The sequence below is a fragment of the Volucribacter psittacicida genome (assembly GCF_004339025.1).
GTDB classification, from domain to species: Bacteria; Pseudomonadota; Gammaproteobacteria; order Enterobacterales; family Pasteurellaceae; genus Volucribacter; species Volucribacter psittacicida.
In genome coordinates, this window is record NZ_SMFT01000008.1 from 26,939 (window position 1) to 38,522 (window position 11,584).

Annotated in this window: 11 protein-coding genes and 1 riboswitch; of the genes, 6 read left to right on the forward strand and 5 right to left on the reverse strand. The window is 40.3% G+C overall.

Annotation, left to right across the window (positions count from 1 at the left end; translation table 11 throughout):
• Window positions 1-457: 457 nt before the first annotated feature.
• From EV694_RS10635 to ribB, 5 genes are all read right to left on the reverse strand, one after another.
• On the reverse strand, window positions 458-1,168 hold the full coding sequence (locus tag EV694_RS10635; protein WP_132692328.1) for a LutC/YkgG family protein: 711 nt from the start codon (window positions 1,166-1,168) through the stop codon (window positions 458-460).
• A gap of 23 nt (window positions 1,169-1,191) precedes the next feature.
• Window positions 1,192-2,610, reverse strand: a complete 1,419-nt coding sequence (locus tag EV694_RS10640; protein ID WP_132692330.1) for a LutB/LldF family L-lactate oxidation iron-sulfur protein — start codon at window positions 2,608-2,610, stop codon at window positions 1,192-1,194.
• Between the two features lie 8 nt (window positions 2,611-2,618).
• Window positions 2,619-3,338, reverse strand: a complete 720-nt coding sequence (locus EV694_RS10645) for a (Fe-S)-binding protein (protein WP_132692332.1) — start codon at window positions 3,336-3,338, stop codon at window positions 2,619-2,621.
• A 217-nt stretch (window positions 3,339-3,555) separates the two neighbouring features.
• A complete protein-coding gene (locus EV694_RS10650; RefSeq protein WP_132692334.1) occupies window positions 3,556-5,133 on the reverse strand; it encodes an L-lactate permease in 1,578 nt (525 codons plus the stop codon).
• Between the two features lie 273 nt (window positions 5,134-5,406).
• Window positions 5,407-6,036 carry a 3,4-dihydroxy-2-butanone-4-phosphate synthase gene (ribB, locus tag EV694_RS10655; protein WP_132692336.1) on the reverse strand — a complete coding sequence of 210 codons (630 nt, stop codon included), beginning with the start codon at window positions 6,034-6,036 and terminating at the stop codon, window positions 5,407-5,409.
• 103 nt (window positions 6,037-6,139) lie between these two features.
• A riboswitch (FMN riboswitch) is annotated at window positions 6,140-6,290 on the reverse strand.
• Between the two features lie 96 nt (window positions 6,291-6,386).
• On the opposite strand from ribB, the gene ubiK reads away from it, so the two are divergent.
• From ubiK to hemG, 6 genes are read left to right on the forward strand one after another with little or no spacing between them, the layout of a single operon-like run.
• Window positions 6,387-6,644, forward strand: coding sequence for a ubiquinone biosynthesis accessory factor UbiK (gene ubiK / locus EV694_RS10660; RefSeq protein ID WP_132692338.1), 258 nt, complete (start codon window positions 6,387-6,389; stop codon window positions 6,642-6,644).
• 36 nt (window positions 6,645-6,680) lie between these two features.
• On the forward strand, window positions 6,681-7,964 hold the full coding sequence (gene nadR / locus EV694_RS10665; RefSeq protein WP_132692340.1) for a multifunctional transcriptional regulator/nicotinamide-nucleotide adenylyltransferase/ribosylnicotinamide kinase NadR: 1,284 nt from the start codon (window positions 6,681-6,683) through the stop codon (window positions 7,962-7,964).
• Window positions 7,961-8,641, forward strand: coding sequence for a metallophosphoesterase family protein (locus EV694_RS10670; RefSeq protein WP_132692342.1), 681 nt, complete (start codon window positions 7,961-7,963; stop codon window positions 8,639-8,641). Before nadR ends, EV694_RS10670 begins: the two co-directional genes overlap by 4 nt.
• Window positions 8,642-8,653: 12 nt before the next feature.
• On the forward strand, window positions 8,654-9,271 hold the full coding sequence (locus EV694_RS10675) for a YigZ family protein (RefSeq protein ID WP_132692344.1): 618 nt from the start codon (window positions 8,654-8,656) through the stop codon (window positions 9,269-9,271).
• Window positions 9,271-10,731 (forward strand): TrkH family potassium uptake protein, encoded by a 1,461-nt coding sequence (locus EV694_RS10680; RefSeq protein ID WP_132692346.1) that lies wholly within the window; start codon window positions 9,271-9,273, stop codon window positions 10,729-10,731. Before EV694_RS10675 ends, EV694_RS10680 begins: the two co-directional genes overlap by 1 nt.
• Window positions 10,731-11,261 carry a menaquinone-dependent protoporphyrinogen IX dehydrogenase gene (gene hemG / locus EV694_RS10685; RefSeq protein ID WP_132692348.1) on the forward strand — a complete coding sequence of 177 codons (531 nt, stop codon included), beginning with the start codon at window positions 10,731-10,733 and terminating at the stop codon, window positions 11,259-11,261. Before EV694_RS10680 ends, hemG begins: the two co-directional genes overlap by 1 nt.
• Window positions 11,262-11,584 lie beyond the last annotated feature (323 nt).

The following is an 11,584-nucleotide window of genomic DNA, read 5'->3' on the forward strand; positions in this document are numbered from 1 at the left end:
GGCTAATTCATCAGCAGCTACGCTGTCTGTCTGTCTGTCTGTCTGTCTGTCTGTCTGTCTGTCTGTCTGTCTGTCTGTCTGTCTGTCTGTCTGTCTGTCTGTCTGTCTGTCTGTCTGTCATAATAATTCCTTATTGTCAAGTCGTTAATTAGTGATCGTTAAAAATAAGCACGATTGTACTTGTATTTCAAACTGCTGACAAATCTTTTCATAAAAGTAGGTTTGTTTTTTTGCTTTGTCGTATTTCTCTTGATTTTCCTTTCAGATTACAAGCGGAAAATCCAAAAGAAATCAATGAATTGGTTGAGAAATTGGTTCAGGAAACAAAATAATTTTTACAAAAAACACGATTGGGTAATTCAACATTCGATAGGGTTTTTTAAAGCGCGGTCAGTTTTTAAAAAATTTTTTAAATTCACACCGCACTTTGTTTAATTGCTCGCTTAATGATTAGGTATTAAGCGGTGTATTTATCATCAATAATTAAATAAGCACATTTAATTGGGCCGTGTACCCCTACCACTTTGACCAGTTCAATATCGGCGGTTGAGCTTGGTCCTGAAATAAGGTTGATGCAAGAGGGCATACGTTCGCCTTGTTGGGCTTTTTGATGGAGGATTTCGCTGAGTTGGGCGACCCTAGGGAGAATTGTGCTACGTTTTAATACCACAATGGAAATTTTAGGCAGTAAGCTCACTGAACGTCCATAATGTGGATTTGAAAAAAGGACGATTCCCCCTGACTCCGTCAAGCCATATTCGGCGAAGACAATACCAATATCCGCATTGGTGGCAAATTCGCGGTTCTGTTGGCTTGTTTGTGTTGACCAAATATGGTGTTGATATTGCTGGCTGATTGCTTCAGTTAAGCCGTAATCCACTAGCCGTTGATCATCATTTAAGATAATGCGGTTGGCTTGGTATTTTTCACAAAGCTGGAGCAGATCTTGAGCGGCGTTTTGTGGCGTGGTGGCGACACATTCCACTAAGGTTTGCTCAGCGGTGGTAACGAATTTTTGATATAGTTCTTGTTCGCTCAGTTCTGTAAGGCGTGTGCTAGGGTAATGGTTGACCTGTGGATAATGCCCTACTACTTCTGTTCTGCTTGCTCGCCCCATTTTTTCGGCTAAACGCGCAAGGAATGCTTGGCGATTTTGTTGATCTAACATAATGTTATCCTTTGTCCTTTCTTTTATCCTTGTTGTGCTTGATGTTTTTTAAACCAGCTACGGAAACTTTCGCCATCGGAGGTCGGCAGATCTCGGGCTTCTGTCCATTGTCCGATTGCCCCAAATTTGATAGGCGCTTTGCCATTTTTAAGCATAAGGCTACTGATTCTTGCCCCTGCTTTCATACCCACTTTCCATAGGCTTGGGTGGCTATTGGCATAGGTAAAGGCTTTAATGGTAAATTGTTCCAGTTTATGAGTTAAGCCTAGCTCTGCAATGTTTTGTCGGTGTTTGAGTAACAGTTGGGCTAGGGGAATTTTCACTGGGCATACGGAGTTACAAGCGGTACAAAGTGAACAAGCATAAGGGAGATCCTTGAAGTTTTCATAACCGCCAAGAATAGGGGAAATTACTGAACCGATTGGGCCGGGATAGATTGAGCCGTAGCCGTGTCCGCCGATTTGGCGATAGGCTGGGCAAGTATTTAAGCAAGCCCCACAGCGGATACAGCGTAAGACTTCTTGAAATTCAGAGCCTAATGCTTTGGAGCGTCCGTTATCCACTATCACCAAGTGAAATTCTTCTGGACCGTCGGTTTCGCCCTCAAGGCGTGGGCCAGTGAGCCAAGTATTATAGCTGGTGAGTTTTGCGCCTACTGCACTACGAGCCAGTAAGGTAATTAAGACATCAACTTCTTTAAAGGTTGGAGCTAGACGTTCCATTCCCATAACCGCAATATGGGTTTTGGGTAGGCTAGTGGCAAGGCGTAGGTTACCCTCATTGGTTACTAAACAGACGCTACCTGTTTCAGCAACGGCAAAATTACAACCGCTGATACCAATATCCGCCTCCAGAAATTCTTTGCGTAATTGTTGGCGAATAAAGAGGGTCATTTGTTCAGGGGTGGCGTCCCCTTGATAGCCTAATTTTTGTTGTAAAATTTGTTGAATTTGGTAACGATCACGGTGAATGGCTGGCACCACAATATGGGAGGGCTTATCATCGGCAATTTGTAAAATATATTCGCCGAGATCGCTTTCAATAACTTGAATATTTTCAGCTTCAAGGGCGTGGTTTAAGCCAATTTCTTCCGTTACCATAGATTTAGATTTCACTACTTTTTTGGCATTTTTGGCTAAGGCTACTTGTTTGATGTAATGGGTTGCCTCTTCGGCAGTTTCCGCAAAGTAAACGTGCCCACCATTTTCGGTAACTTTTTCTGATAATTGGTATAAATAGGCATCTAAATTTTCTAATACGTGGTTACGAATTTCTTTGGCAAGATCTCGCCATTCTTCCCAATGCCCAAGTTCATCAACCATAACTTGGCGATTATTGCCAATGCGTTCTTGTGCCATTACTACGGCTTTACGCATAATTTGGTCGTTAATTTCTTCTTTTATGCGTGGTTTAAAGGCTGTATTACTGGTTTTTAATGACATAACTCCTCCTATTGGCTCATTAACACTTCGGCGATGTGCATCACTTTGACTGAACGCCCTTCACGATGTAAACGTCCGCCAATATTGAGTAAGCAACTCACATCCGCACCAATGAGATAATCTGGCTCAACTTCCATAATGTGTTGGCATTTTTCTTTTACCATTTCTCCCGAAATTTCTGCCATTTTGACCGAGAATGTGCCACCAAAACCGCAACAGGTTTGTTGGTTAGCGATGGGTAATAATTCCAATCCTTGTACCTTATTGAGTAAGGCGATGGGTTCACTGGTAATGCCTAATTTACGGAATAGACTGCAAGAGGGATGATACACCGCTTTACCTTCTAATTTTGCCCCTACATCTGTGATGTTTAACTGGTTCACAATAAAATCGGTGAGATCGTGAAAACGGTTTGCTACCGCTTCTGCCCGTTTTGCCCATTCAGGTTCATTTTGTAAATAATGGGCATAACTTTTTATGGCGTAGACACAAGATCCCGCAGGCGCAACGATAGGGTAATCATTGACTTCAAAGGTACGGATAAGGTTTTTGATCCCTGCCATAGCGGAATCAATATAACCGCTATTCAGTGCAGGTTGTCCACAACAATTTTGTTGTTCAAGGAAAGTTATTTGACAGCCTAACTTTTCAAGTAATAGCACAGACTGTTTTGCTACATTGGCTTTTAACGCATCGCCAATGCAGGTAACATAGAAATTGACATTCATAAATCACTCCATAAAGTCCGCTCTTTTCTATCGTCATTCCACTTTAAAATAATAGGGTGTTGGCACGCCTCGCCATACTCTTTGTACTGTCTTCGGCGTGCCGCCTTGTCTTATTTTAAATTGAAACGACGATAACTCATTAGAAAAGAGCGACTTGTCCCACAAAATTAAACATAGTCGTTTCACTTGAAACGACTAACTATAAAGATAAAGAAAATTAAAAAATCACTACGGCAACTAAGGCAGCGATAATGCCATAAATAAACATTGGAATCACGGTTTTCTTGATAATATAACCTTCTTGGTTTTGTACGTTTAATACGCTACATACTGCAATAATGTTATTCAAGCACACCATATTACCCATCGCACCGCCGACAGATTGCAATGCTAAAATTAAAGTGGTAGAAAGTCCAGCAGTTTGTGCGATGGAGTATTGGATACCGCCAAAGGTTAGGTTAGATACCGTATTTGAGCCTGAGAAGAATGCACCGATGGCACCAAGATAAGAGGAGAAATACGTCCAGTTTGAACCTGTGGCATCCGCAAAACCCTGTCCGATAATTTGTACCATAGATTTTTCTCCGCCGAGCAACATCAATTTTACCATAATTAATGCACCAAAAAGGGCGAAGAATGGCTTTTTCGCTTGGGCAAAACTGCTACTAAAAATCACTTTGGTGGTTTTACCATTGACTTTAAATACCGCTAAGCAAATCAGTACGGTAACAATAAATGGAATCAGCGAGGGAACATATAAGGTACGATAGCTGTCATTTACGCCTTGATCTAAGATATTGTTTAGGCTCAAGATTAAGGCACGACTGACTTCAAATTGTCCTAACCAACCTAAAGAAACACTAAACCATTGGGTGGTGTCATTTAATAGGCCTTTGATACCAAGTTGGTGGATACGGGTTACTACTAAAATGGATACCAATAATAGGGTTGGTAATAGGGCTTTAAATAAAGCAGTGCCTGATACTTTTTGCGGTTGTTCTGGCAAGTCAGTTTTCGCAATTCCCCAGCCTTTGTTGGCGACTAAAACGGAGATGAATAAGCCTATTGCCCCACCGAGTAAGGACGGGAATTCGTAATTGAATGTGGCTAATAATACATAAGGGATCACACAAGCAAATACGCTGATATAGATAAAGCCGAGGTTGCGTTTAATTTCTTGCCAAGACACAATAAAACGTAAACCGATCACAGGGATAACAAATGCAGCAATGCTGTGAATAATGGCGGTTTGATAGCCCACTTCTAGCAAGGTTTGTTCGCTTAAACCTAATGGGGCGAAACCGAACCAAGTTGGTGTGCCTACGGCACCAAAAGACACTGGTACAGAGTTCATCACTAAAGTAAAGATAGCGACTTTAATCGGATTAAAGCCTAATCCCATTAAGATTGGTGCAGCGATAGCGGCAGGTGTACCAAAGCCAGAAGCCCCTTCTACCATAAAAGCAAAAGCCCAACCAATGATCATAAGTTGTGCCACAGGATTAGGATTAATATTGGCGAGCCATTGGCGTAATACATTTGTTGAGCCAGATTCTTCCATCATACGGTTAAATAAGATGGCACCAAAAATAATGGTAATGGGGGTAAGGGTTGAAATTAAACCTGAAATGATATTAGCATTTAATAAAATCGCCGCTTGATCAAAATAGGTCAGTTGTAAAATGTAAACTAAGAGGGCGATGAGAGGTAATGCAATATAAGAGGGCATTCCATTACGTTTTACCATAAGATAAATCAGTAAAATAATGGGAAAAATACTTAAAAATAACGCCATATATACTCCGCTAAAAATAATAGTTTAGTTATATAGTCGTCTCATTTTTTTAAATTGAAACGACGATGTATTGTAAACATAATGTTACCGATTGTTATTATAGGGTATTTGTTGAAAGGTTTTTGTGAAAGGTTTCACAAAAAAGAAAATTTTTTGTAATAAATGCACATTTGTTAGGCAAGCGGTCAGCAAAAAGGTTGGAAAAATAGACCGCCCTTTAATTTGGGCATTAAGGGCGGTGGGAGTTTAGGGGTTATATTTAAATTAAAACCATTATAAATAGTCAATAAGATCTTCAATGGTAATCACAGGATAATCAAATTGTTTAGCAAATTTGATAATTTCAGGGGTTCTTGCCATAGTGCCATCATCATTGGTAATTTCACAAATAATCGCCGCAGGTTTATAGCCAGCGAGGCGAGCAAGATCCACTGAGGCTTCGGTATGTCCGGGACGTTGTTTTACCCCACCTGCTACTGCACGCAAGGGAAAAATATGCCCAGGGCGATGTAAATCGCTTGGTTTTGCATTGTCTTTAATGGCGGCTTGAATCGTGGTAACACGATCAGCGGCGGAAACGCCCGTAGAAACGCCCTCAGCAGCTTCAATGCTGACGGTAAAAGCGGTTTTATTGACGCTGGTATTATTAGCGACCATTGGTGGTAAGTCTAATTGTTGACAATGTTCATCGGTAAGGCATAAACAGACAATACCGCTACCATAGCGGATAAGCTGTGCCATTTGAGCCACAGTGATGGTTTGAGCGGGGAAGATTAAATCGCCTTCATTTTCACGATTTTCATCGTCTAAGACCAGTACACCTCTCCCTTGTTTAAAGGCTTCAATCGCATTTTCTACACGTTGTTGTGGATTGCCGAATTCGGCAAGTAAAGACTGATTCATTGTTAATTCCTTCATAAATAATACGTAATGAGAATGAATCAGGGGGGATTGAAAGGGTTATTTTGATAATAACAAAATCAGGTCTTGTTAATAAACAAGCCCTGCTTATTCTCTTTCATCCAGACTATTACTGTCGGCTTTGGATTTTCACCAAATCTGCTTGTCATTAACCGTTTAGTCGGTTAACCGCTCGTGGGCTTATGCCTATTGCATTTACCACCGGTAGGGAATTACACCCTGCCCTGAGAATGTGCGCATAGTATAGCGGAAAGTTTTACAAGAAAAAATGTTTTTATTTGTAGCAAGATTGCATACAATAACCAAATCTTAATGAGATCGATGAGGAAATTATGCTAAATCCGAAAAAAATTGAACAAATTATGCAACAAATTCATGATGTGTTGCCAGAGGGCGTAAAAAGTTTAGGGCAAGATGCAGAAAATAAGATTAAGCAGGTATTGCAAGCTCAGTTAGCGAAATTAGATTTAGTCACTCGAGAAGAATTTGAGGTACAGACCCAAGTGTTAGTGCGTACCAGAGAAAAGCTCACGCAATTAGAGCAACAAGTAGAACAATTACTTGCGGCAAAAGATGAAAAAAAAGATTGATTTTTGACCGCACTTTTTATCCGATAGGTAGCCGTTATGACAGATTTTTCTTATCTTCAGCAAAAACGTAAACAGCTTAATTTACGTGTTAATGAGCTTTGTGAACAAGCGAATATTACCCGAGCTTATTTCAATCAGTTAGTGAGTGGCAAAATTAAAAACCCAAGTGCAACGAAATTGGGGGCATTACATAAGGTGCTACAAATTAATGATCTAAGCCATAAACGAGTAGGGGTAATTTTTGGTAAGTTCTATCCTGTGCATACTGGGCATATTAATATGATTTATGAAGCCTTTAGTAAGGTTGATGAATTGCATGTGGTGGTGTGTACTGATAGCGAGCGAGATTTGAAACTGTTTTATGATAGTAAAATGAAACGGATGCCAACGGTGCAAGATCGGTTACGTTGGATGCAACAAATTTTTAAATATCAGAAAAATCAAATTTTTATTCATCATTTGGTGGAAGATGGCTTACCAAGTTACCCAAATGGCTGGGCGGCTTGGGCAGATCAGGTAAAACGCTTATTTGCTGAGAAAAATGTTAATCCTAGCGTGGTATTTAGTAGTGAAATACAGGATAAAGCTCCTTATGAACAATACCTCAACCTTGAGGTGGCGTTAGTGGATCCTGAACGACGTTTTTTTAATGTGTCAGCCACCAAAATTCGTAATAACCCTTTCCATTATTGGAAGTTTATTCCCAAAGAAGTTCGCCCATTTTTTGCCAAAACCATTGCCATTTTAGGTGGCGAAAGTAGCGGAAAAAGTGTGTTAGTGAATAAACTCGCTACGGTGTTTAATACCACTTCTGCTTGGGAATATGGGCGAGAATTTGTGTTTGAACAATTAGGTGGCAACGAGCAAGCTATGCAATATTCCGATTATCCACAAATGGCATTGGGGCATCAGCGTTATATTGATTATGCGGTACGCCATGCACATAAAGTGGCGATTATTGATACGGATTTTATTACTACGCAAGCATTTTGTATCCAATATGAAGGCAAAGCTCACCCTTTCCTTGATTCAATGATTAAAGAATATCCCTTTGATGTTACCATTTTGCTTAACAATAATACCCGTTGGGTTGATGATGGATTACGCAGTTTGGGTAGCACGAAACAACGAGCACGTTTTCAGCAATTACTGAAAAAATTATTAGAAAAATATCAGGTGCCTTATATTGAAATTGAATCGCCGAGCTATTTAGAGCGCTATAATCAAGCGAAAGCCATTATTGAGAAAATTCTCAATGATGAAGACTTAGTCAAAGTGGGCGAGTCTTATCAATTTATTGATGAGGAAGTCATAGAATGATTTTATTTGCGGGCGATCCGCATGGCAGTTTTGCTCATCTTTATCCCTTTATTCAACAGCGAGAGAATATCGCCTTGATTATTTTGGGGGATTTACAGCTAACTTCCACAGAAGAATTGGAAAGGTTAGCAAAGCATTGTGATGTCTGGTTTATTCATGGTAATCACGATAGTAAGACCGCCGCCGCATTTCAGGCATTATGGGGATCGGAATGGAAAAACCGCAATTTACATACCAAAATTGTGGAGATTCAAGGCAAGCGGATTGCAGGATTAGGGGGCGTTTTTCGTGGGCAGGTTTGGATGCCGCCGAATAAACCCTTATTTTTTGATCCCATTCATTATTGTCAATATTGTCCTCCTGAGAAAATTTGGCGTGGTGGCATACCGCTACGCCATCGTAGCTCTATTTTTCCTTCTGATGTGGAAATATTAGAACAGCAACAAGCGGATATTTTAATTTGTCATGAAGCACCCAAACCGCACCCAGCAGGGTTTAAGGTGATTAATCAACTTGCTGAAAAAATGGGGGTATCGCAAATTTATCATGGGCATCATCATGATAATTTTAGTTATAACCAAATTTCGCAAGGGACATATCAAATCATCAATGTGGGGTTTCGTAGCCTTTGTGATGAACAAGGGAAGTATTTGCTTGTGGGGGTTGATGATCGTTAATCAATAGCTAATATGAGCCAGTATTTTATTCCTAAAAGTGCGGTGGTTTTTGAAGAAGAAATCAAAAAAAGCCGTTTTATTACCTATTTACGCCAAGTGGATAACCTTGAACAAGCGAGAGCCTTTTGGCAACAAATGCGACAGCAACATCCCAATGCTCGTCATCATTGTTGGGCAACGGTGGCAGGTTCGCCGGATGATAGCCAACAATATGGTTTCTCAGATGATGGCGAACCCGCAGGAACAGCAGGAAAGCCGATGTTGAGTGCCTTAATGGGCAGTCATATCGGTGAAATTTGTGCAGTGGTGGTGCGTTATTATGGCGGTATTCAGCTCGGCACAGGTGGCTTGGTCAGAGCTTATGGTAACGGTGTGCAACAAGCCTTGAAATTACTAGAAACAGAAATCAAAGTGCTGAGAGATCCTTACTTGTTGAGCTGTGATTATGGGCAAATTAATTGGCTACAAATCGTATTTGAAAAATATGATATTGTGCTAGAAAAACAAGATTTTGCCGAACGTGTGCATTTTCAATTAGCCATCAGTGCACAAAATGTTGAGGCTTTTCGCCAAGAAATCACTGAGCGTTCGGCGGGGCAATTAAGCATAGAAAAAGTGCGGTGTGAATAATGCAAATTTTATCCATCATTCGTATTATCGGAATTTTAGTGATTTGTTTCTCGGTTACTATGCTAATGCCAGCAGGCGTTGCTTTATTTTATGGCGATGGGGCAGGAACGGCTTTTGTGCAAACCTTTTTAATGAGTTCTGTGCTGGGCTTTTTATTATGGTGGACAGGTCATCGCCATAAAGAAGAATTACGATCTCGAGAAGGCTTTTTAATCGTGGTGGCATTCTGGCTAGTATTAGGTAGCCTTGGGGCAATCCCTTTTATGCTGTTTGAACACCCTAAACTCAATCTCGCCTCCGCATTTTTTGAATCTTTTTCAGGCTTAACCACCACAGGAGCCACCACCATTATTGGGCTAGACAGCTTGCCCAAAGCCATTTTATTTTATCGCCAAATGTTACAATGGTTCGGTGGAATGGGGATTATCGTATTAGCGGTAGCCATTATTCCTCTGCTCGGCATTGGCGGAATGTCCTTATATCGAGCGGAAGCCTCAGGGGCATTAACGGAAAAAATGCGTCCCCGCATTGCCGAAACCGCCAAAATTCTTTGGTTTATTTATACTTCATTGACAGTGGTTTGTGCTTTGGCTTATTGGCTCGCAGGTATGAGCCTATTTGATGCCATATGCCATAGTTTTTCTACAGTGTCTATCGGCGGATTTTCTACTCATGATGATAGCTTAGGTTATTTTGCTAGCCCATTGATTAATTGGATTACGGTATTTTTCCTGCTGATTTCAGGTTGTAACTATGCCCTACATTTCAACGCCTTTTCACGCTTAGGCGAGGGAAAATTGTGGCAAATTTACTGGCAAGATCCCGAGTTCCGCTTTTTTATCGCTATTCAATTATGTTTAGTGATGATCTGTTTTGTTTTTTTATGGCAAGGGGATTATTTTGCCAGCGCAGAAATCAACCTCGAACAAGCCGCATTGCAAGCGGTATCTATTTCAACCACCGCAGGCTATACCAGTGCCAATTTTGAAATATGGCCCTCCTTTATTCCTATGCTATTACTGGTCGCCTCTTTTGTGGGCGGTTGTGCAGGCTCAACGGGAGGCGGATTAAAAGTTATTCGTGTCTTAATGCTATTTCTACAAGGACAACGAGAACTAAAACGCTTTATCCATCCTAACCTGATTTCTTCCATTAGATTAGGCAAACGCATCTTACCTGAACGCACGATAGAAGGTATTTGGGCATTTTTCTCCGCCTATATTTTTGTCTTTATCCTCTGTTTGTTAGGGGTCATTGCTTGCGGTGTAGAAATCTTTGATGCCTTCAATGCGGTTATCGCTTGTTTAAATAACCTTGGGCCAGCCTTAGGTATGGTGCATAGCAATGTGGTCAATTTACCAGATAGTGCCAAATGGATCTTAACCTTTGCTATGATTTGCGGTCGTTTAGAAATTTTTTCACTCTTGGTCTTATTTAGCCCAGCTTTTTGGAAATCATAATGAAAACATTAATTTTATATTCCAGTCGTGATGGACAAACCAAAAAAATTGCCTTTTTTATTGCGGAACAATTACAACAACAAGCTCCTCATAAGGAAATTATCGTTGAAGCATTAAATGAAAAAAGTGCGGTGGATTTTCAAAATATTTCTTGTGTTATTATTGGTGCCTCTATCCGTTATGGGCATTTTGAACCGAAATTAAATGCTTTTATTCAACGTTATGCGGCACAATTAAACCAAATCCCTAGTGCTTTTTTTGCGGTCAATCTTACCGCCCGAAAAGCAGGCAAAGACAGCCCAGAAACCAATGTTTATACCCGTAAATTATTACAAAAAATCAGCTGGCAACCCACTTATAAAGCGGTGTTTGCCGGAGCATTATATTACCCTCGCTATAATTTCTTTGATCGCATAATGATCCAATTTATTATGCGACTAACAGGCGGCGAAACCGACACCACAAAAGAAATTGAATATACCGATTGGCAAAAAGTGAAAGAATTTGCTGAATTAATCGGCGGAAAGTGAGTAGGATCTAGCAAGATCGTTTAAGAAAAAAGCAATCGTGATTTTTTTATAAAAAATCTCTTGCAGGCTAAGAAAAGATCCCTATAATACGCCTCCGCAACGCAATGCTGTGAAGTTTAACCGATAGATAAGATTATCTTGGGTTAAACAAAACAATCAAAATAATAAAAATAGGATTGACAGCTTTTGGCGAATTGACTAGAATAGTCAGCCTTGCTTTTAGCAAGATGTTCTTTAAAAACTAAATCAGACAATCTGTGTGGGCACTCGTGTGCTTGAGTTTGAAAATATTGAAAATTTTAGATTTAACACACCAGTGCTGA

Bases quoted from the DNA above. Each gene is read 5' to 3' on its own strand.
- EV694_RS10675 (WP_132692344.1), top strand. From the start codon at position 8,654: ATGAGCCAGTATTTTATTCCTAAAAGTGCGGTGGTTTTTGAAGAAGAA.
- nadR (WP_132692340.1), top strand. From the start codon at position 6,681: ATGACAGATTTTTCTTATCTTCAGCAAAAACGTAAACAGCTTAATTTA.
- EV694_RS10645 (WP_132692332.1), bottom strand. From the start codon at position 3,338: ATGAATGTCAATTTCTATGTTACCTGCATTGGCGATGCGTTAAAAGCC.
- ubiK (WP_132692338.1), top strand. From the start codon at position 6,387: ATGCTAAATCCGAAAAAAATTGAACAAATTATGCAACAAATTCATGAT.
- EV694_RS10680 (WP_132692346.1), top strand. From the start codon at position 9,271: ATGCAAATTTTATCCATCATTCGTATTATCGGAATTTTAGTGATTTGT.
- EV694_RS10670 (WP_132692342.1), top strand. From the start codon at position 7,961: ATGATTTTATTTGCGGGCGATCCGCATGGCAGTTTTGCTCATCTTTAT.
- EV694_RS10635 (WP_132692328.1), bottom strand. From the start codon at position 1,168: ATGTTAGATCAACAAAATCGCCAAGCATTCCTTGCGCGTTTAGCCGAA.
- EV694_RS10640 (WP_132692330.1), bottom strand. From the start codon at position 2,610: ATGTCATTAAAAACCAGTAATACAGCCTTTAAACCACGCATAAAAGAA.
- EV694_RS10650 (WP_132692334.1), bottom strand. From the start codon at position 5,133: ATGGCGTTATTTTTAAGTATTTTTCCCATTATTTTACTGATTTATCTT.
- ribB (WP_132692336.1), bottom strand. From the start codon at position 6,036: ATGAATCAGTCTTTACTTGCCGAATTCGGCAATCCACAACAACGTGTA.
- hemG (WP_132692348.1), top strand. From the start codon at position 10,731: ATGAAAACATTAATTTTATATTCCAGTCGTGATGGACAAACCAAAAAA.